Raw genomic sequence first — 20,602 nt, forward strand, 5'->3', positions numbered from 1 at the left:
ATTCAATGCATGCTACAGGGATCTGTATTTATGAAGGTAATCGCGGTATTAAATCAAAAAGGTGGCAGCGGCAAGACTACCATCGCAACGCATCTGGCTCGTGGCTTACAGTTAAAAGGCCATAGTGTTCTACTAGTAGATAGCGATCAGCAGGGCAGTGCGCGTGACTGGAGAGCGGTTGATGAAGACAATCCGGTACCAGTGATCGGGCTCGACAGACCAACACTTGATAAAGATTTAAAAAACGTCTCTGAAAAAGATTATGTGGTGATCGATGGATCGCCGCAAGCTACTAGTCTGGCTATTTCTGCTATAAAAGCGGCTGATTTTATATTGATTCCGGTGCAGCCGAGCCCCTATGATATCTGGGCGACCAGCGATTTGGTTGATTTAGTGCAGCAGCGTATTGAGATGATGGATGGCCAACTAAAGGCAGCCTTTGTTGTCTCACGCGCCATTCAAAATACCAATATTGGTAAAGAGGTTGCAACCGCGCTGCTTGATTATAATATTCCGGTATTAGAGACCAGAGTGATGCAGCGAGTTGCTTATCCTAATAGTGCTGCCCTTGGTAAGACAGTATTTGATACCGAATCGCCTAGTAGCAATGCGATACAAGAGATAACCGCATTGGTCAGTGAGATTCAAATATTTTTTGGTGAGGAGTAAGCCATGAGTTTATCAGCAGGTCGTCCTAGTAAGAACGTTAAGGATCAATTGGCTTTATCGGATGTGACGGACAGTCCCAAAAAGACGGTACGCGTGAATTTTAATTTAGATGAAGATAAACACATTGCGCTCAAGCGGTACGCGCTTGAAAGCCGAAAAACGGTGACTGAGTTGTTGACTGAAATGATTGAGGAAAAATTGGTTGAGCGATAGGTATAAAAAATTCGTTTTTCTATACCTAAAAAAAGGATATGTATAAAAAACTCAAAAAACTATATATGAACCGCCCCGAGATTGTCGGAGACTCAACTTTCTGAGAGAATACGACAATGAAAAGACAAACCTACACTCCTGAGATTAAAAAACGCGCCGTTCGCATGCTGATTGAAGCATTAAACGATTACACCTCTATGTGGTCAACCATTCAAGTTATAGTACTGAAAATAGAATCTACTTTTGGAACATTGTGGTCATGTCATAAAAAGCGCACTAATGAAACCATACTAACCAACATTCAAGACTAAGCTACACATACTAAAGAGCTTGAACGTGAAAATAAGAAGCTTACGTAAGCCAGTTAGATTACAGTAAAAGCCGCTTTTTTCGCCCAAGGAGAGATAGGACATACAATCCAGTTGTGGCTCAGTTTATTGATAACAATAAGTGTGTCTACGGTATTAGAGCAATATTGACTGTGCAATATAGAAGATATGCAATAAAATTATTTTCTACCTTTAATAAAATGCAGCAACCTAAACAAGGGTAAATTATGAGTAATTCAGATAACCACAGTCACCAAGCTCCAAACCCTAAAAATATGAATAAGGCTTTCTATATTGGAATTGGTCTAAATTCTGCATTTACGCTCATCGAGTTCATAGTGGGCTACTCAACTAATTCATTAGCTTTAATCGCAGACGCTAGCCACAACTTAAGTGATGTTGCCAGTTTAATAATCTCGTTAATTGGAATGAAATTAGCACAGAAAGCATCTACTACGCTTTATACCTATGGCTACAAAAAAGCTTCTATAATGGCTTCTCTTATTAACGCCATATTGTTAGTTACAATCGTTATAGGTATTGCGTATGAGGCCTTGGGTCGATTTGATACCATACCGGAAGTTGCAGGAAAAGTTATTATTATTACAGCTCTAATAGGTGTATTTATAAATACTGTTTCTGCTTTTGCATTCTACAAAGGTCAAAAAGACGATATTAATGTTAAAGGTGCTTTCTTGCATCTAATGGTAGATGCATTGGTCTCTGTAGGTGTCGTTATCTCGGGCATTATTATTTACTATACAAGTTGGAATATCGTTGATCCTCTAGTTAGCTTGATTATTTCAGTCGTGATACTGTTATCGACTTGGGGTCTACTAAAAGAGAGTATCAAGCTTGCTATTGACGGAGTACCTCAAAATGTTGATCTCAGTAAAATCACTGCTATCTTAGAGAGCTATAAATTTATTCAAAACTTTCATCATCTGCACATCTGGGCCTTGAGTACCACTGAGAATGCTCTGACAGTTCATATCGTACCGAAGAGCGATGTGACATTAGAAGAGACTCTTATTATGAAAGAAAATATTAAGGAAGATTTGGCGCATCAGAATATACAACATGCAACTATTGAATTTGGTATTAAGGCAGATGACAATCAAAAATCGCGTGCATTAAATGAAAGTATCAACTAAAAGATGATAGACCGTATATAGCTATCTCTTTTTAAGTATGAGGCGCGTGCTTTATGTCGACATAATTTTTTCAATCAGTTCTTATGTGATCAATAGTTTAAAACTTTTATATTTACGTGCGTTAGGACGTTACCTAGAAAAAATAAAAAACTTACGCTGATTAAATTATTATAATTAAGTTTACTATTACCCTCGTCCTCTAAGTGTGGTTAGACCTTTGCCAAAATAGCTTAGTAGTAATAACAGAGTTATTATTATCAAGATAGGATAATTTCCCATAAGCATAAAGGGAGTGTTACCAACCCGTGCCTGTATCTCACCACGTAGTACAGTACGCTCAAACTGCGGTGCGCGTTCTACAATACGACCTTTATGGTTAATGATAGCGGTAACACCAGTATTGGTCGCTCGAATAAACCAGCGCCCGTTCTCAAGCGCGCGCATTTGTACCATTTGCAAATGTTGCAATGGTCCTGCTGAAGTGCCAAACCAGGCATCGTTAGAGACCGTCAACAAAAAGTCAGTATCGATGGCATTTTTACGCGTGGTATCTGGATAAGCTACCTCATAACAGATAGCCGTCCCTATATTGTGTCCACGCACCTGTAGCGGTGACTGCTGATCACTACCGCGACTATAGCTCTTAATATCCTGACTACCGGCCAAACTTGGGAAAATATCGAGCACGCCTTCAAATGGAATATACTCTCCAAAAGGCACCAGACGCTGCTTCTTGTATAGGCCTTCCGCTTCTACACCTCGAGCAATCACGCTATTGTAAAATGGGGGATACTTATCCGTACTGGCATTGAATGCCGCTTTATCCTTATAAGGGATACCAGTTATCCATGTCGTATTGGTCGCATTAGCCATTTCTATCATTTCACTAATAAAGCCCGCAGCCTCATCCTGAAACATCGGAATAGATGATTCAGGCCACACCACAACATCACGTCCCCACTCAGTGCGCGTTAACTTCGCATAAATCTTTAGCGTTTCTACTTGATATTGAGTCAGCCACTTTATATCTTGTGAAATATTACCTTGAATCAATGACACTGACAGATCAGGTGTGCCCTTAGGTTTTGTCCATTGCGGATTGACCAGCCATAATGATGTGCTAATGGCCAATAACAGTACAGAAACGACGGCATAACTACTGCGCCGAAGCAGTAGCTCTACTAAACTTGCAGCCAATAGTATGGCAACAAAAGAGACGGCAAAAACACCAGCAACGGGTGCTAAGGACGATAACCAATACTCTTCAGTAAACGCATAACCAACAAACAGCCACGGAAAGCCTGTGAATAACCAAGTTTTTAACCATTCTTGTAGCACCCAAAGAGCAGCAAATGAAAAGGGTTGTTTGCCTACCATACGGTTAAAGGCTAGTGCTAAAAATCCATGAAACAGTCCCATACCGAGACCCATCAATCCAATCATAATCAATGCGAGCCACGTTGGAGTATCGCTATAATCATGGATAGCTGTATAGAGCCAAAAGCCGCCGACGCACCATAGCCCCATACCGTAAGCTTCACCGATAATAAAAGCGCGACGACCACTCATATTTGGCACCAACAGCGCATATAAAATCGCTGGTGACACTATTGCTAGCGGCCAGAACCCATAAGGCGATAATGCAAATAAAAAAATAGCCCCTGCAAGCCATGCTGCTACTAGCGTAAGCCATAGCGGTAATTGATTTAAGTGAGTACTCAAACGCTTTTGTAGACTAATAGTAGACAGGTGCATCGCAAATTATCCAAAATTATGAGCCTTGAATTTTTAATCAAAATCCAAAACTCAGATAGACCCGTTAATACTACAGGCAGCATTTCAAAATAAAAACTGCTTATGATACCAGTCCGCACTGCTCAATGTATAAATTTACGTACCCCGTTTGATGGGTTATTATGCTACATTACCAAACGATATGAAGTGTTACTTGACCTTCTATAGCTCACAATATCTACAGTACATGAGAGAGCACTATGACCCCCTTAAAAATAAAATCCAGTCTTATATTCAATCGTCATCTGTCTAAGGGGTTGCGTGGTACGCTGGTGTTACTTGCCGCCTCATCACTATTTGCTTGTAGCCAACCGAGTAGTGGCGTATCTGATGCAAACACAACATCAGTAACAACCGAAAATGCAACAGCTATCACTTTAAAGGAAGATGAACCAAACGCTAAAAGTGCTCACATGATGACAAGGTCAGTAAGTAAACCAGACCTACTAAAAAACGTCTCAGCTACGGTCTATAAAGATGCCAATTGCGGCTGCTGTAAAGAATGGATAAGTCATGCAGAAGATAATGGTCTAAGTGCAACCGCGCAAGATGTTGCGGACTTAGCCGTATTTAAAGAGCGCTACAGCGTTCCAACTGAGATGCGTTCTTGCCATACTGTAGTCACTACTGATGATTACGTCTTTGAAGGTCATGTACCTGCTAAGTATATGGCGCAGTTCTTAGAAAATCCGCCAGTACAAGCTATGGGTCTTGCCGTACCTGGCATGCCTGTTGGTAGCCCAGGTATGGAGTATCAAAATAAATTCATGCCCTATCAGGTTATGCAGCTCAATAAAGACGGGACGACCCAAGTTTATGCTGATATTGAATCGGTAGAGCAGCAATTATAGTGTGTTAGCAGTTAAGAATACTTTGATTATAGTGTTAGCGTTAAAAGTAAATGAGGCAGGTATAAGACTGTTCTATTGCTTATAAAATGATTCTTCATCAAAAAAATCATTAGCTATTGCGACTTTAAAAGCAAAAATAACTTTGAATTTGTAACTTTTGATGACAATGTAAGCGGATTTATCGGTTATTAACCCTTAAAATAGATAAATAATTAAGGGTTAATACAAGAATATACAGGATGTATCGAAACAATTACGTAATATTACATAAGCCAGTAGGGAATTAACATCTATATTAATATTATAAATTATTATATTATCTTAATAATTAGTTAGACCCTATATAGGGTAATTACTTCATCCAATAAAAAAACGTCTGAGGGTTAAATCTATAATTTAGATTTAACCCTCAGACGTTTTTTTGCTTATAAAACAGTAGAAATTGTTGTCAATTTAGTCAGCTATATTCTGTATATGTTACACAAACTTACATTGTAAAATGTGGAATATTAGCAATTTTTTCAACATCAAAAAAGTATTTTTGGGGTTTTTAAGGGTGATGACAGGCTAAACAGCCTATGCTAAAGTCGGCTTTGTGTTTTGGCCAGCAGCTTGATTTGCAACAGCTTCGTAAGACTTCAATGATGTGCTGTGATCGCCAATAATCATTTTTTATATGAATAATATGCAGCAGAAGTATCAGTCACTATGACGTATATATACTTGAGTTGTTGAAATTTAATTGACTGCGCTGTTGTTGATAACAGACCATTTTGAATTAACCGTAGGTATTAGATTTATGAAACAGGCTTTATTGATTTTGTCAGTACTGGGTATGGGCATAGCACAAACGAGTGGTGCTGCTATCACAATCTCTCAAACAAATAATACCATCACCAATACTTCTGTGGCATCAAACTACGGTTCATCAAAAAACATCTATAGCACTAGCAGTGGTGCTTATGTTTCTAGTAATGACGAAATCAGTCAAGCTATTAGCAACCTAAGTGCGCAGGCTAAGCAAAAAGAGAGTCGGCTTTCATCATTAAACAGCCGCTTATACGCTGAAAAACAACAGCAGCAAGTCAATACAGTTCCTGATAGCAATTCAGCCCCCGCTATCGCTGCTGCTCGCGCCTCAAAAGTGGCTTTATCTGGCAGCTCTGGATATTGTGCCCGTTACGTACGTAAAGCACTACAATCAGCTGGTTATGAATTTACACCCAATCCTTCAGCCTATCAGTACGCCACTCGTGGCACGCTTGAGAAAGCAGGTTTCAGCAAAATCAGCAATGATATGCCAACCCAAGTAGGTGATGTTATTGTCTATGATCGCTCATCAAAGCGTCCACATGGCCATATTCAAATTTTCGATGGCGAAAATTGGATTTCTGATTTCCGTCAGAACAGCATCAGCCCATACAGTGGTGTCTATGCTTATACGACATGGCGCGATTCAAAATACGTGGATGACGCATCCGCATCAGATCGTAATATCTACCTTGCTATGAATGATAAATAAGACTTTCTAAGTCAGCACAACATAGTTGTTATTTCCTCCAACCCAGTAGTGATCTTAATATCATTGCTGGGTTTTTTTGTGCTTAACATCAGGGCGTATTTAACCTTTCATGATTTGATCCGTCAGAAATGAACACTACTGATATCATTACTCATGACAGGAGTTATCGACAAGCGCGTTTAAAATGCCACATGATGACGCTGGTGCACTACTTGCACATTTCTGGCGCAAAACGGTCAAGTGATGCTTTAAGTGCATCAGTTCTTCCATTCGTATTTCCACAGCATGAATGTGCTCATCTAGCAAGTTATTCACATCGCCGCAGTCCTTGTCAGGCGACTCCCAGTATTCAAGTAAGATTCGCACATCATCTAAAGCCATATCGAGCGTACGGCAATGTAGGATAAATTGTAGACGCTCAATGTGCTCTTCATTATATAAACGATAATTCCCTTCGCTACGAAAAGGCTCGGGTAATAAACGCTCTTTTTCATAATAGCGAATGGTTTCTACTGTGGCACCTGTGCGTTTAGCGAGCTCACCAATTTTGATTGTCATAACAACCTCTATGATTTAAATAATTAAAGTGGCTGTAAAGACTAGCGCTAGAGAAATTAAAATTACGAAACTGTAGATAAATAACCTTGACTCTAAAGCCACTATAGGGTTCATAATATCATTATTCAAAGGGTAAATTATTATGAAATATCATATTGAAGGTATGGACTGTGCCAGTTGCATCGGCAAGATTGAAACAGCTTTGAAACGTATGCCTGGGGTTTCTGATGTTCAGCTGAATTTCGCTACAGAAACGCTAGAGCTAAATTTAGCCCCTGGTGCGCCGACTCAGGCTAGTGATATCGAAAAAACAATCAAAAGCCTAGGGTTCGGCATCTCTGCCAATACTGGTCAACAAACTGTATCGGCTATTGATATTGACAGCGACAATCAGATGGCTCCGCAGGATAAGCAATGGTGGCAAACTCAAAAAGGCAAACAGGTTGTTGGTCTCGGTATTTTGATGGGCAGCGCTTATGCACTGTCACTACTGTTCCCCGCTTATGGGATATGGGTGTTTGCCATCGCTGTGATTGTAGGCGTTTTTCCATTTGCACGCAAAGCCTTAGCACTGGCTAAAACAGGTTCATTCTTTTCAATTGAAACGCTGATGTCCGTCGCCGTGCTTGGCGCACTTATCATTGGTGAAGCTGAAGAGGCCGCAGCGGTTGTCTTTTTGTTCTCAATCGGTGAACTGTTTGAGAGTATCGCTGCTGATCGCGCTCGCGCTGGCATCAGAGCCTTATCATCGCTGGTTCCGAAAAGTGCGATTTTACTTGATGCTCAAGGTGGGCAGCGTAACGTTCCAGCGACTTCACTACAAGTGAATGACCTTGTGCTGGTGCGTCCTGGAGATAGGGTATCTGCTGATGGTTCCATTGTTCAAGGTGCGTCCAGCCTTGATGATTCGCCCGTGACGGGAGAGTCTGTTCCTGTTGCCAAGACGATGGGTGACAATGTATTTGCAGGGTCAATTAACATCGATGGTGTGCTCCAAGTGCGCGTAGAAAAGACAGCCGCCGATAACACTATTTCGCGCATTATTGATTTGGTAGAGCAAGCGCAAGCTTCCAAAGCACCCACTGCCCGTTTTATTGAGAAATTCAGTCGTTACTATACACCGGCTGTGATGGCTATTGCCGCCCTAATTATCATCGTCCCACCGTTAACCATGGGCGGAGATTGGTCAACTTGGTTATATCGAGGTCTAGCCTTATTATTGATCGCTTGTCCTTGTGCTCTTGTGCTCTCAACACCAGCTGCTATCGCCTCTGGTCTAGCGGTCGGTGCGCGCCGCGGCTTGCTGATCAAGGGCGGTAGTGCTTTAGAAACCATCGGCCAAGTGAAGACAGTCGCTTTTGACAAGACAGGCACTTTAACTGAAGGCAAACCACGCGTGACCGATGTTGTTGACATTACACAAGAGTATTCAAGTGTTCAAGGTCAGGATTCTCAGGATCAGGGTTCTCAAGGTAAAGATAAGGTATTGGCGCTCTTTGCCAGTGTGGAGACAGGTTCTAGTCACCCGCTTGCTGAAGCTATTGTCAGTCATGCCAAAGCCGCCAAAGTTGTCATACCTGTGGCTTCTAAAGCTTCTGCTACTGCGGGTAAAGCGGTACACGCAACTATCGCTGGGCGCGCGCTAGCTATCGGTTCGCCTGTTTATGCCGCAGATGAGGCATCAATTTCAGCCGAGCAACAGGCACAAATCGAGGCGCTGCAAAATGAGGGCAAGACCGTCTCAGTTCTTTTCGATGAGCAAAGTCGAGAAGTGCTTGGATTGGTCGCGCTAAGAGACGAATTACGAGACGACGCTCATGAAGGTGTGGCTCAGCTCAAAGCGATGGGTGTGCGCTCCGTCATGCTAACAGGCGACAACCGCTTAACCGCTCAAGCACTTGCCAGTAATTTAGACGTGGAATGGGAAGCTGAGCTGTTGCCTGAGGACAAACTGCGCCTGCTTAACGAGATGAAGAACAACCGCAAAATAGCGATGGTTGGTGATGGTATTAACGATGCGCCAGCGCTAGCAACTGCCGATGTTGGCATCGCGATGGGTGGTGGTACCGATGTGGCCATTGAGACGGCCGATATCGCATTATTAAAAAGTCGTGTTACGGACATGGCTCATCTCATCGCACTTTCACGTGCCACCATGCGCAACATTCATCAGAACGTCATTTTCGCTTTAGGTCTCAAAGGCGTCTTTCTGATCACGACCATATTCGGCATTACTGGACTATGGATTGCGGTTCTAGCTGATGCTGGAGCAACAGTGATCGTTACTCTTAATGCGTTACGTTTACTGCGCTTTAAAGGCGCGCCTCCACTGGTAAATCCGCCTAAAGTAGTTAAATAAAACCCTTCGAAATCAATTAAAAACTAGAGATAGCAGCAGATTTCGGGGTGGGTTCTAATAATAAAAATTCCACCGCCACAGTAAACTGCAACCGCATTAGAGTAAATAAGGTTAGACCGTATGTTGATTACAGAATTGGGCTATTTTGCCTTGCTTACCGCTTTTGTACTGGCGTTATTGCAGGTAATTCTGCCAACTATTGGTGTTATTCGTAACCAAGTTGCTTGGCAACGACTAGCCCCTAGCCTAGCTTGGGCACAGTTTGCCGCCATGATAACGTCATTTGGCGCTTTGATAGCAGGTTTTTATTATAATGATTTTAGCCTCAGTTACGTCGCGCAGCATTCTAATACGCTGTTGCCTTGGTACTATAAGTTATCGGCGACATGGGGCGGACACGAGGGCTCTTTGCTGCTATGGATGACCATCATGGCCACATGGTGTGCACTGGTATCATACTTTAGTCGCGGCTTGCCGTTATCAATGCGTGCGCGGGTATTAGTTATTTTGGCCGGTGTACAGTTAATGATGCTAACGATGCTGATATTTACCTCGTCACCGTTTGAGCGTACCTTACCCAATCTAGCGGTCGATGGCGCTGATTTAAATCCTGTCCTACAAGATTTCGGTCTGATTATTCATCCGCCCATGTTATATATGGGCTATGTGGGTATGGTAGTACCTTTTGCATTTTGTATGGCGGCATTGTGGGAAGGGCGTTTAGATGCTGCTTGGACACGCTGGTCACGTCCATGGGCGCTCGCGGCTTGGGGATTTTTGACCATTGGTATTGCACTGGGCTCGTGGTGGGCCTACTACGAGCTTGGCTGGGGCGGTTGGTGGTTTTGGGATCCGGTAGAGAATGCCTCGTTTATGCCTTGGCTTGTCGGCTTAGCATTGCTGCATTCATTAGCAGTCACTGAAAAGCGCGGGGTGTTTAAAGCATGGACCATCATGCTGGCTATTTTCGCCTTTGCCTTAAGCTTGCTTGGCACGTTCCTGGTACGCTCTGGAGTCCTTACCTCAGTGCATTCGTTTGCCGCTGATCCGACGCGTGGTTTGGTTATCTTAGCTATTCTTGGCATTATCATCGGTAGTGGTCTATTAATGTTTGCCGTTCGAGGTTGGCGTTTAACCGTTGAAAGTCAATATCAGCTGATTTCACGTGAGTCCTTTTTAGTGATCAACAACGCCATCATTTTGATTGCAACCTTAGTGGTGCTGCTCGGCACCCTTTACCCTATTATCGCTGATGCTTTTGGTTTAGGACAAGTGTCCGTTGGCCCTCCTTATTTTAATGCATTATTTGTACCTTTAACGTGGCTGTTATTAATAGCTATGGGTATGGGCTCAAATATTCGCTGGAAAAAAGACACCCGTCCACTACTGGGTATAGGCATGGTCATCGCCGTTAGTAGCTTAGTATTAGCCGCCATTATTACTTACTTTGTTAATCCATCGTCTATGCTTAATATTGGTGTGACTTTAGCCGTTAGCTTTTGGGTACTGCTATGGATGGCAGTTGATTTTAAAGATAAAACTAAGAATGCGCCTAATCTTTTTAACGGTTTGCGGCAGTTGCGTCTGAGCTATTGGGGTCAACAGACTGCTCATATTGGCGTATTGGTTGCTGTCATTGGCATAGCCTTTACTAGTAGCTTGAGTATTGAGCGTGACGTAGCAATGGGTATTGGCGATACAGTCAATGTTCAAGGTTACGATTTTGAAGTAACTGAATTTTTTGAAATAAAGGGGAGTAACTTTGATGCAACGCAAGCTGAGGTTGTAGTGACTAAGAATGGCCAAGAAGTGGCAACGCTATATCCTGAAAAACGTACGTATATTATCAGCACTATGCCAACAACTGAGGCCGCTATTGACCCCAATCTTATGCGCGATGTTTATGTCGCACTGGGCGAACCTATTGCCGATGGTAGTAACCAATGGGCATTAAGGATTTATGTAAAACCATTAATTCGCTGGATTTGGTTAGGGGCAATTATCATGGCTCTAGGTGGATTAATTAGCATGCTTGATAAACGATACCGCATCAAAAAAGTTAAAGCTCCATTGCTAGTTACTGGTGATCTGGCTACTGATGGAGTCAATGAGGTAGCTATTGAACAGGCAATCTCAGCATCGACGATGTCGACACTAAAGGAGAAATAAATGACTATGTCGAATAATACTCCTGAGCAAAAAGATAGCCAAAACAGTAAGCAGCGTAACCCAAAGACAATGAAAAAAAAGCAGACGAAGCTATGGTTCTTAATTCCGCTTATCCTCTTTTTTGGTTTGGTAGTTATATTGTACATGCGCTTAGGTAAACCAACAGACATTGTGACCAATACCGCTCTTGAGCGTCCGGTTCCTACCTTTGAGCTGCCGTTATTAGCAGATACTACCCGTACTATCACCAATGATAATTTGCCGGATAAGCCGTTTTTACTTAATGTTTGGGGCTCATGGTGCCCAACTTGCGTTATTGAGCATCCGTTTTTAATGCAACTAGAAGAGCGCGGCGTTGATATCGTTGGTGTGAATTATAAGGATGAGATTGGTAATGCGCTCAGTTACTTAAACCGAGGCGGTGATCCATTTTCTATGTCTATTCAGGATTCATTGGGTCAGTTTGCTCTAGACTTAGGCATAACTGGTGCGCCCGAAACCTTTGTTGTGGATGGAGATGGCATCATTCGTCAGCATATTGTTGGTGAGGTTAATGAAGCCAATTGGCAACAGCGTGTTAAGCCGTGCCTGACCGTACTTAATGAGGCTAATAAGAACAACGATAGTCCTGATCTCATTCAGGTTGAGGAGATGTGCAAATGAACGTTATTCGAATAAGAGCTCCTCAACTAAAACCCAATATAGTTTTAAAACTAGCAAGCTTAATACTAGCGTGTCTGCTTAACATGACGGCAAACGCAGCTATTGACGTATACGATTTTGACTCACCACAGCAAGAAGCTCAGTATCGTGGATTAATAGAAGAGTTTCGCTGCCCAAAATGCCAAAATCAAAACCTTGCAGCCTCTGATGCACCGATTGCACAGGATCTAAAGCAAAAAGTCTATGATTTAATTAAAGATAGACGTAGTGATGCTGAAATACGCGTCTATATGCAAGAGCGCTACGGTGACTTTATTAGCTACAAGCCGCCTATGCGACCATCAACATGGATCCTATGGTTTTTTCCACCACTATTATTGCTCGTCTTAATTATTGGTTGGTTTTGGCAAAGTAAGCGTCGCCAAGTTGTTGCCCGTGGTCAAAGCGGCGTCACAGTGAACAGTACTGCTGCCTTGACCTCTACGGAAAAGGCTGAGCTTGATCGTCTATTATCGCAAGCTGAGAGTGTCGACCACGACATTACTAGCCTAGAGGACAAAAAATGACTCTATTTTCTACTTTTGGCTTATTTGTAACTCTAAGCTTGCTGATTGCTCTTATATTTGCGCTGATTGCTATTATGCCATGGCTACGAGCACCGCGTTTGCAGTCCAAACCAATAGACAATCAACTGCTAGATATTAATGTTGCAGTATTTCGCGAACGTTTAGCTGAGCTACAAACAGATAAAGACAGCGGTACTATTAATAATAGCCATTATCAAAATCAAAAGCTGGAGCTTGAGCGTCAGCTATTAGATGCGCAGCGTCAGATAACACCTATGGTCACCCCTGATGTCAAAAGCCGTTTAATTGTCGCAGCTTGGATCCCAATATTGGCTGCAATGGCGTATTTACTAATAGGCAATCGTACGCCCGTGTTTGATTTGTGGACAGCTGAGGACAAAGTAGGACAAGTGGCTGACGACCTATTGACAGCTAAAATTGACAAGCCGCCATCATGGGCGTTTGAAGATGGTCGTCAACTGATTAGCGCCATGCAAACCAATGTTCATCGTAATGCTGATGATCCTAATCGCTGGATGCGCCTATCCGAGCTTTTCTTATCTATGGAGGCAACTGATTCTGCGCTGGAAGCCTTATCTCGTGCCTATCGTTTAGCTCCTGAAAATGAAGAAATCGCCACCACTTATGCTCAGACTAGCTTTTTCGTTAATGAAGGTCAGTTAGACGCCAATATTCGCCGTGTATTACAAGCTATATTAGCTAAGAATCCGCAGCATGAACGGGCTCAAATGCTCATGGCAATGGGTGAGACTCGTAGTAGTAACTTTGCCCAAGCGCAAGGTTGGATTAAACGCTTACAAGGCAGCATTGTGGCCAAACCAGGTGATCATACTAAAGCTTTAGCAAGCTTAGATGAGTTAAGCAACTACGTTAGCACGCAAGAAAAGCAAGCGCTAGAAGGTATTGACGTGACAGTGAAAATTAACGCTAATTTATTACCGTTAGTGAAAGCTGATGATGTGTTGTTTGTTGCGATACGTGACGTTAAAGGAGGTCCACCGTTTGCCGCCAAACGTTTACCCATTAGTGTTATTGAGCAAGGTGAGGCCAGTATCCGCTTAAGCAATCTTGATGCGATGATGCCAGATCGCACGTTAAATTCAGCTCGTAGTGACAAAACTCAGTTAGCAGTCGTTGCTCGTATTAGTCATAGCGGTAATGCCATAGCAGAGTCAGGCGACTTATCGGGTAATCCGATAGTGATTAGTGCTGAACAGACTCAGGTTAATATTGAAATCAATCAACAGATTCCCTAATAAAAAATTATTACCGTAAGTTTCATAATACCAGAGCGGTAAGTGGAGCCGTTTTTAAAAGTGGCGCTATTAATAGTCGTATACTAAAAACATATACGTTTAACATTGTTCATTGTATAAACACAGATAAAGAAAACAACTATGACTGAATCTACCGACAGATTAGATAGTACTAAATTGAATAGCGTTGAATCGGCTAGTACTAATATTGCTGACAATAAAGTACCTATAGCTGTGAGTAGTACTCATCAATCAATTGACTCTAAAACCATGAATCATACGCCTAAAGCTATGTACGTAACCTCAGGCAACTCGATAACACCTAAAGGTAAGTTGAATAAAATGCCAAAAATGGTTGCCAATGGCAGTCGCGCTTTTATCTGGTATTTGTTGGCGATAATGGTATTAATACTTGATCAATGGACTAAGTGGTTGGCCCAAACCAAATTAGCGTTCAATGACCCCGTACCGGTCATTGAACCATTTCTCAACTGGACACTCGCTTATAACTATGGGGCAGCATTTAGCTTTTTAGCCGACGCTGGCGGTTGGCAGAAATGGTTTTTCTCAGGCTTAGCTTTTGTAATGGCTATCTTTTTAACGGTTTATTTAATCAAAGCGCCACGTGCAGCCAAGCTATTGTCCATGGGGTTAGCCTTAATGCTCGGTGGTGCGATTGGCAACTTAATCGATCGTTTAAGAATTGGTAAAGTGGTTGACTTTATCCATGTGCATTATGCTGATGTCTGGAATTATCCTATTTTCAATGTTGCAGATATAGGTGTCTGTGTCGGTGTCGCATTGATTATAATTGACATGATATTTTTAGAAAGTAAGCGTAATAAATAAGCACATTGATGCCGATTATCACAAACAAAATGAACTAGCGTCGTAGTCACTCTATACGGAAAAATACTTTTTATACTTGAGTATGTTTATAAAATGTGAACTGGAAGGTAATGTATGACTGGTATAGGTACTCACTCATTTTAGGTCTTAAAACCCAATACTTAAAAGCTCTGCGTAGAGCCATTATTATAGAGACATTGAATAATCCATAAATTCTTTATTGATAATAACAAAAGGAAAATATAGTGTCACAGGCTCAGCCAACTATTGAAAAAATTCACAGCCTTAGAAAAAAACAAGAGACCGCGTTAAAAAGTCTTACCCTTATAGGCTACCTAGAAGGCACCTCTTTCTTATTATTGCTCTTCATCGCCATGCCACTAAAATATATGCTGGATATTCCAGAAGGTGTGAAATACATCGGTATGGCACACGGTATTTTGTTTATTACCTATATCATAATACTTATAGGCTCAGCTATCAAAATGAAAATGCCTCTTTGGGCAATACCTGCGGGCGTACTCGGCTCACTCTTACCTTTTGGCCCATTTATATTCGATCATTTACTAAAAAATAACTTACAGAAAAGTGTAAGTAAAGAAGCCTAGAACAAGCTCTGCTACAAATGATACAAATGATACAAATGATACAAACGTATATTATTACTCAAGATTATTTTTCCTAACTAAATTACAAGCCGCCATCACTCATCATGGCGACAAATGAATAATATTGAGCAGAAATTAATCACAATAAAACTTTGATTCAGACCCAGTATGAATAGTCTTACACTCTAGTTACTTTTCCAACTTATCTTACATACTATCGACAAACCCGTCTTGTTTAAAAGCTAAACAGGTTTTGTCATCCGCGATGGATTTCCTGTTATCGTAGGGTATGCCTCAAAGGTACTACCTAATTAGGTTCACTTATCAACTAATAGACCACTTAAAATAGACTGATATGATGGAACTACTTTTGACAGACTACTTTAGGTGATTGTGTTTACTAAACCATATCTGAAGGCTTTCACCGAAAAGTAAGACGATAAGCGTGCTGAAAAAGAGTCTATACAGCCCGCTTTAGATTATGGCCATTCTCACTAAATATGATCATAAATACTCAAATACTCAAATACTCAAATACTCAAATACTCAAATACTCAAATACTCAAATACTCAAATACTCAAATACTCAAATACTCAAATACTCAAATACTCAAATACTCAAATACTCAAATACTCAAAATACTCAAAATACTCAAAATACTCAAAATACTCAAAATACTCAAAATACTCAAAATACTCAAAATACTCAAAATACTCAAAATACTCAAAATACTCAAAATACTCAAAATACTCAAAATATTGTCAAAAATAGCTTGAACTAAAACGCCCCGACTATATCGAAGGTTGATTTACTTGAGTCAGGCATCGCTGCCTGACAGGGTTAAAAGATCATAATAACGTTTTTCAAACTCACTCTTCTTAGGTGATGTGGTTAATAATGGGGTTTTGATCCTACATACCTGAAAAATTTCAATAGTAGCACTAAAACACAAACTCCTATTCAATCCCCTTAACGTCTTCTTAACAGGCTACTTGCTATCGTAAGGAATCATACTCCTTACGATCCTGTTGAGAATCCCGTTTATGTTACCCTCTCAAGCACTTAGCACTATTAGTAATCAAGCTAATACGAAAAAAAGCTTTGCAAGCAAAATTTTTGATCGCAAGATTAATCTTAGCTTTCTGATTATCATTGTCGTGCTTTATTTAATAGCTACTGCCAATATTGGCTTTTTTACGCAAGTGTTAAGTGTTTATCCACTTAGCACAAACATTGGCTTTATAGTGTCTCTCTCAGGCTTATTATTTAGCTTGATGTGGCTAATCGTTCAGTTGCTATGCTATCGACCCATTGCCAAACCAGTGCTGATTGCTTTAGTGCTGATAGCAGCTGTGTGCGGGTATTTTACCGATGCTTACGGCACCATATTTGATACTAATATGCTAATTAATAGCTTACAGACTGATCAAGCAGAAGCGATGGAACTGATGTCGCTAAGCTTTTTTATTCGGCTGCTAATATTAGGTGTTGTACCTGCTGTTATTATTAGCAAATTAAAAATAAAACCTACTTCCTTACGACGCTCGATACTACAAAAGACAGCTACTTTGATAGCGGCTATTGCCTTAGTAGGCGTTTGCTTATTGCCCTTTGGTGATCAATACGCCACCTTTTTTCGTCAGCATAAAATGGTGCGTAGTTATACCAATCCTATTACTCCTATTTATTCAGTCATCAAACTCGGTACTGATTATATTGATGAGCTACGCCGTCCTGATACGATGATACTGCACGCAACTGATGCCAAACGTAACGCTGCTAATGGTAGTACAGCAAAACCAAAACTCATGGTATTTGTCGTTGGTGAAACAGTGCGCGCTGACCATATTAGCTTAAATGGTTATAAGCGCGATACGATGCCACTACTTGCCAAGCAATCTAATATTTATAGCTTCAAAAATGCCACCTCTTGCGGTACTTCTACAGCTTACTCAGTGCCTTGTATGTTCAGTTATGCTAATCGTTCAGACTATAATCCGGATGAAGCAGACTATAATGAAAACGTGCTAGATACGCTCAATAAACAAGGCGTAAACGTTATTTGGCGCGATAATAATTCAAGCTCTAAAGGCGTGGCGGATCGAGTGACTTTTGAAGACTACAAAACGAGCGATATCAATCCAAATTGCGATGATGAATGTCGCGATATCGGTATGCTTGATGGTTTTGATAAGCTTGTAAAAACAGGCGCTTCTGCTAAAGATACACTGATTTTATTACATCAAATGGGCAATCATGGTCCCGCTTACTACAAGCGTTATCCTAAGGCTTTTGAAGAATATAAACCCGTCTGTATGACCAATGAGCTATCCAAGTGCGATGACCAATCAGTTATTAACGGCTATGACAATGCGATTCGTTATACCGATTACTTCTTGAATAACGTGATTGATACGCTAAAAACTTACGAGCCCGATTATGATGTGGTAATGGTATATATTAGCGATCATGGTGAGAGTTTAGGTGAGAATAATATCTACTTGCACGGCCTGCCTTACTCTATAGCACCCGCTGCGCAAAAGCAGGTGCCTGTCATTATTTGGTCGCCTACTAATAATAGTATTGATAAAAACAGCCTTATGCTTGATAAGCCAGTATCACACGATTTTATTACCCCAACTTTACTTAAATTTTTCGGTATTACCACCGACGAGATGCTATCAAAACCTACTTTTTTCCAGTATACCCATTAAATTATTTTTTATCCGCCTCACGCTTTTTATAGAGTAGTAGCCATTATGTATAAAATACTTATTATTGAAGACAATCCCGATATCGTCGCCAACATTTACGCTTTTTTTGAGACTAAAGGCTTTGAGTTAGACAATGCTCATAATGGCATTAGTGGCTTAACGCTAGCTTCAAATAATCGTTATGACGTTATCTTACTAGATGTGATGTTGCCTGGCATGGATGGCACCAAATTGTGCAAGGCGCTTCGAGAGGAATTGCATAATAAAACACCTGTGCTCATGCTGACGGCACGTGATACGATTCTGGATAAAGTCACAGGTTTTGATAGTGGCGCTGATGATTATTTGGTCAAGCCTTTTTCGCTCGTCGAATTAGAATCCCGTATTAAAGCTTTGATTCGTCGGCATCAAGACGATCATTTTCAACATAATATTACCGTTGGCAAACTGTCTTTAAATACCGATGAGCACACGGTTACTCGTGAGGGTAAATCACTCAAGCTCACGCCAACAGGGTTTAAAATACTGAATACCCTGATGAGCGCCGCACCTCGAGTCGTCAATAAGAATGAGCTTGAGGAAAAATTATGGGGTGAAGATATACCTCACAGCGATGCTTTACGTACGCATATGCATAGTGTGCGCGCTCAAGTTGATAAACCGTTTATTGAGCCGATGATCATGACCATAGCGGGCGTTGGCTATCAGATTATCAACCCTGATAAAGTCTAAAATTTCACAATACGATTTACAGATTAGAGTCTATTATAAGCAGTCATATCTATATTTTTTCTTACGCTATCTATTGCCTTACACTAAATAAGCGTCTGCCATGTTCACTATAGACTCAATCGCCAATAAGTTTCGAATCTCCTATTTTGTATTCGCTTTATTGCTTTGCACGGCTTTCGTCAGCATTTTTATGTATGCTGAGATGCGAATTGAACAGGACTTAGTGAAAGGGCGACTTTTACAGCAGCTACAAATCAGTCAAGAAAAATGTGGTGAACAGGCTGTTTATACAGCAAATCCGGGTATTAAAATTTATCGTTATGATAGTGCGCCTGAGAATTTAAAAACAATAGCCAACGGAACCGTTCAAGAAATGCGAGTAACCGTAAATAATAAAGCGGGTAAAACTGAAACTAATCTGCATTTTTTTGCTTATCCACAAAATGAGCAAAACTATATTTTGACCTACTTAGAAGGGTCTGAAATGGCGATGGAGAATTATCCTGTTTTAGCAATCTTTGAGAATCTAGAAGATATATTTGCTGATGCACTAAAAATTGCGGTCCTTTTGAGCTTACTAATCGCTGCGCTATTCTCTTATTTATCCTCTAAGCAAATCATCAAGCCTTTATTAGATCTAAAAAAAGCGGTAGAGACCGATCATCAAAATTTAACCGAATTAACCCACCTACCCTCAGAAGTTGGGGTGTTAGCACGAGCGATTGATGAGAAAAATAATAACCTTGAGCAGTATCTAAAGCGTGAGCAATTATTCACAGGCGATGTCAGCCATGAATTGCGTACCCCTTTAACCATAATAATGGGCGCATCCGAGGTATTAGCCTCCCAATTAGCGCACGACAGCTATTTAAGCGAATTTACCAACCGTATCAACACGACTGCAAAGGAGACCACTGAGATTATCAGCGCCTTATTACTACTCTCTCGTGCCCCTGAAAAACTGGATGCCCCGCAAACCTCTATTAATAGTATTGCTATAAATGAGGCGCAGCGCTTAAACTATCTACTCAAATATAAGTCAGTCACTTGTACAATAATCGCTGAACAAGTGTATTTTACAAACGTGCGTCCTGAACTGCTAAAAATGGCGCTAGGTAACCTCATTAAAAATGCCTTTCAATACACAGATGATGGCGAAGTCATCATAACTATCGATAGTGACAAAATAGTCGTTACTGATACGGGTCTTGGTATTCCTGAGAGTATGATGCCGCTGCTGTATGAGCGCTTTGAGCGTTTAGAGCATAGCAAAACGGATGGCAAAACGGATGGCAAAACGGATGACAATTCGAGCACAGATAAGGCATTTAGTAATAAGGTTGAAGGGTCGGGCTTAGGACTTAGTATCGTGCAGCGTATTATGACGCATATGGATTGGGAATTAACCCATCAAGCCAATAAAACTGGGGGCAGCAGCTTTAGTATTTATTATCGTTAAGGCTATCGAACGATAAGCCCAATTATATAGCTTTAGTCAAAGCAGTAGCCGACACCTCAATAGCACAGGTGTTAGTTACTGCTTTTTGGTTTGTCCAGTATTTAGGTATTAAGCT

The 20,602-nt window shown here is 41.1% G+C and carries 18 protein-coding genes; 16 read left to right on the forward strand and 2 right to left on the reverse strand.

Translation table 11 applies throughout. The features are described 5' to 3' along the window. The 4 genes from parA to CXF60_RS01830 all read left to right on the forward strand — a co-directional run. Window positions 1-669 (forward strand): ParA family partition ATPase (parA, locus tag CXF60_RS01820; protein ID WP_228707002.1); only part of this gene is annotated, 669 nt, incomplete at its 5' end. A 3-nt stretch (window positions 670-672) separates the two neighbouring features. Then, window positions 673-882 (forward strand): plasmid partition protein ParG, encoded by a 210-nt coding sequence (locus CXF60_RS01825; RefSeq protein WP_025652656.1) that lies wholly within the window; start codon window positions 673-675, stop codon window positions 880-882. A 116-nt stretch (window positions 883-998) separates the two neighbouring features. Beyond that, window positions 999-1,193 carry a hypothetical protein gene (locus CXF60_RS14535; RefSeq protein ID WP_140412949.1) on the forward strand — a complete coding sequence of 65 codons (195 nt, stop codon included), beginning with the start codon at window positions 999-1,001 and terminating at the stop codon, window positions 1,191-1,193. Between the two features lie 245 nt (window positions 1,194-1,438). Continuing rightward, on the forward strand, window positions 1,439-2,365 hold the full coding sequence (locus CXF60_RS01830; RefSeq protein ID WP_087813585.1) for a cation diffusion facilitator family transporter: 927 nt from the start codon (window positions 1,439-1,441) through the stop codon (window positions 2,363-2,365). 186 nt (window positions 2,366-2,551) lie between these two features. Here the strand turns inward: CXF60_RS01830 and lnt are convergent, their stop codons facing one another. Beyond that, window positions 2,552-4,120: an apolipoprotein N-acyltransferase gene (gene lnt, locus CXF60_RS01835; protein WP_045448063.1), complete on the reverse strand. Its 1,569-nt coding sequence runs from the start codon at window positions 4,118-4,120 to the stop codon at window positions 2,552-2,554. Between the two features lie 239 nt (window positions 4,121-4,359). On the opposite strand from lnt, the gene CXF60_RS01840 reads away from it, so the two are divergent. Then, the gene (locus CXF60_RS01840; RefSeq protein WP_011513677.1) at window positions 4,360-5,010 is read left to right on the forward strand and encodes a DUF411 domain-containing protein; all 651 of its coding nucleotides are present in this window, start codon (window positions 4,360-4,362) and stop codon (window positions 5,008-5,010) included. A 799-nt stretch (window positions 5,011-5,809) separates the two neighbouring features. Then, window positions 5,810-6,532: a CHAP domain-containing protein gene (locus CXF60_RS01845; RefSeq protein ID WP_102090546.1), complete on the forward strand. Its 723-nt coding sequence runs from the start codon at window positions 5,810-5,812 to the stop codon at window positions 6,530-6,532. 147 nt (window positions 6,533-6,679) lie between these two features. On the opposite strand, the gene cadR is transcribed toward CXF60_RS01845, so the two are convergent. Beyond that, complete coding sequence (gene cadR, locus CXF60_RS01850; protein ID WP_007394845.1) at window positions 6,680-7,090, reverse strand: Cd(II)/Pb(II)-responsive transcriptional regulator; 411 nt, start codon at window positions 7,088-7,090, stop codon at window positions 6,680-6,682. Window positions 7,091-7,232: 142 nt separating this feature from the next. Between cadR and CXF60_RS01855 the strand changes: the two genes are divergently transcribed. The 10 genes from CXF60_RS01855 to CXF60_RS01905 all read left to right on the forward strand — a co-directional run bounded on the left by CXF60_RS01855 (window position 7,233) and on the right by CXF60_RS01905 (window position 20,487). Next, complete coding sequence (locus CXF60_RS01855; RefSeq protein WP_102090547.1) at window positions 7,233-9,449, forward strand: heavy metal translocating P-type ATPase; 2,217 nt, start codon at window positions 7,233-7,235, stop codon at window positions 9,447-9,449. A 120-nt stretch (window positions 9,450-9,569) separates the two neighbouring features. After that, entirely contained in the window at window positions 9,570-11,618 is a 2,049-nt protein-coding gene (locus CXF60_RS01860; RefSeq protein ID WP_058368779.1) for a heme lyase CcmF/NrfE family subunit, read from the forward strand. Next, window positions 11,619-12,281, forward strand: coding sequence for a DsbE family thiol:disulfide interchange protein (locus tag CXF60_RS01865; protein ID WP_082638013.1), 663 nt, complete (start codon window positions 11,619-11,621; stop codon window positions 12,279-12,281). 83 nt (window positions 12,282-12,364) lie between these two features. After that, window positions 12,365-12,847 carry a cytochrome c-type biogenesis protein gene (locus CXF60_RS01870; protein ID WP_020443538.1) on the forward strand — a complete coding sequence of 161 codons (483 nt, stop codon included), beginning with the start codon at window positions 12,365-12,367 and terminating at the stop codon, window positions 12,845-12,847. Next, a complete protein-coding gene (gene ccmI, locus CXF60_RS01875; RefSeq protein ID WP_045448072.1) occupies window positions 12,844-14,124 on the forward strand; it encodes a c-type cytochrome biogenesis protein CcmI in 1,281 nt (426 codons plus the stop codon). Before CXF60_RS01870 ends, ccmI begins: the two co-directional genes overlap by 4 nt. Window positions 14,125-14,265: 141 nt before the next feature. Further along, window positions 14,266-14,973: a signal peptidase II gene (lspA, locus tag CXF60_RS01880; protein WP_045448075.1), complete on the forward strand. Its 708-nt coding sequence runs from the start codon at window positions 14,266-14,268 to the stop codon at window positions 14,971-14,973. Between the two features lie 245 nt (window positions 14,974-15,218). Beyond that, a complete protein-coding gene (locus CXF60_RS01885; RefSeq protein WP_087813587.1) occupies window positions 15,219-15,581 on the forward strand; it encodes a DUF3817 domain-containing protein in 363 nt (120 codons plus the stop codon). A gap of 1,044 nt (window positions 15,582-16,625) precedes the next feature. Beyond that, window positions 16,626-18,296: a phosphoethanolamine transferase gene (locus tag CXF60_RS01895; RefSeq protein ID WP_102090548.1), complete on the forward strand. Its 1,671-nt coding sequence runs from the start codon at window positions 16,626-16,628 to the stop codon at window positions 18,294-18,296. 45 nt (window positions 18,297-18,341) lie between these two features. Further along, entirely contained in the window at window positions 18,342-19,028 is a 687-nt protein-coding gene (locus tag CXF60_RS01900; RefSeq protein WP_025645038.1) for a response regulator transcription factor, read from the forward strand. Window positions 19,029-19,128: 100 nt separating this feature from the next. Further along, window positions 19,129-20,487: a sensor histidine kinase gene (locus CXF60_RS01905; protein WP_102090549.1), complete on the forward strand. Its 1,359-nt coding sequence runs from the start codon at window positions 19,129-19,131 to the stop codon at window positions 20,485-20,487. The last annotated feature ends 115 nt before the right edge of the window (window positions 20,488-20,602 follow it).

The organism is Psychrobacter sp. 4Bb (assembly GCF_002836735.1).
Lineage (GTDB): Bacteria > Pseudomonadota > Gammaproteobacteria > Pseudomonadales > Moraxellaceae > Psychrobacter.

Bases quoted from the DNA above. Each gene is read 5' to 3' on its own strand.
- CXF60_RS01860 (WP_058368779.1), top strand. From the start codon at position 9,570: ATGTTGATTACAGAATTGGGCTATTTTGCCTTGCTTACCGCTTTTGTA.
- lspA (WP_045448075.1), top strand. From the start codon at position 14,266: ATGACTGAATCTACCGACAGATTAGATAGTACTAAATTGAATAGCGTT.
- CXF60_RS01840 (WP_011513677.1), top strand. From the start codon at position 4,360: ATGACCCCCTTAAAAATAAAATCCAGTCTTATATTCAATCGTCATCTG.
- CXF60_RS01855 (WP_102090547.1), top strand. From the start codon at position 7,233: ATGAAATATCATATTGAAGGTATGGACTGTGCCAGTTGCATCGGCAAG.
- CXF60_RS01845 (WP_102090546.1), top strand. From the start codon at position 5,810: ATGAAACAGGCTTTATTGATTTTGTCAGTACTGGGTATGGGCATAGCA.
- CXF60_RS01905 (WP_102090549.1), top strand. From the start codon at position 19,129: ATGTTCACTATAGACTCAATCGCCAATAAGTTTCGAATCTCCTATTTT.
- CXF60_RS01870 (WP_020443538.1), top strand. From the start codon at position 12,365: ATGACGGCAAACGCAGCTATTGACGTATACGATTTTGACTCACCACAG.
- CXF60_RS01865 (WP_082638013.1), top strand. From the start codon at position 11,619: ATGACTATGTCGAATAATACTCCTGAGCAAAAAGATAGCCAAAACAGT.
- ccmI (WP_045448072.1), top strand. From the start codon at position 12,844: ATGACTCTATTTTCTACTTTTGGCTTATTTGTAACTCTAAGCTTGCTG.
- CXF60_RS14535 (WP_140412949.1), top strand. From the start codon at position 999: ATGAAAAGACAAACCTACACTCCTGAGATTAAAAAACGCGCCGTTCGC.
- CXF60_RS01895 (WP_102090548.1), top strand. From the start codon at position 16,626: ATGTTACCCTCTCAAGCACTTAGCACTATTAGTAATCAAGCTAATACG.
- CXF60_RS01825 (WP_025652656.1), top strand. From the start codon at position 673: ATGAGTTTATCAGCAGGTCGTCCTAGTAAGAACGTTAAGGATCAATTG.
- lnt (WP_045448063.1), bottom strand. From the start codon at position 4,120: ATGCACCTGTCTACTATTAGTCTACAAAAGCGTTTGAGTACTCACTTA.
- cadR (WP_007394845.1), bottom strand. From the start codon at position 7,090: ATGACAATCAAAATTGGTGAGCTCGCTAAACGCACAGGTGCCACAGTA.
- CXF60_RS01900 (WP_025645038.1), top strand. From the start codon at position 18,342: ATGTATAAAATACTTATTATTGAAGACAATCCCGATATCGTCGCCAAC.
- CXF60_RS01830 (WP_087813585.1), top strand. From the start codon at position 1,439: ATGAGTAATTCAGATAACCACAGTCACCAAGCTCCAAACCCTAAAAAT.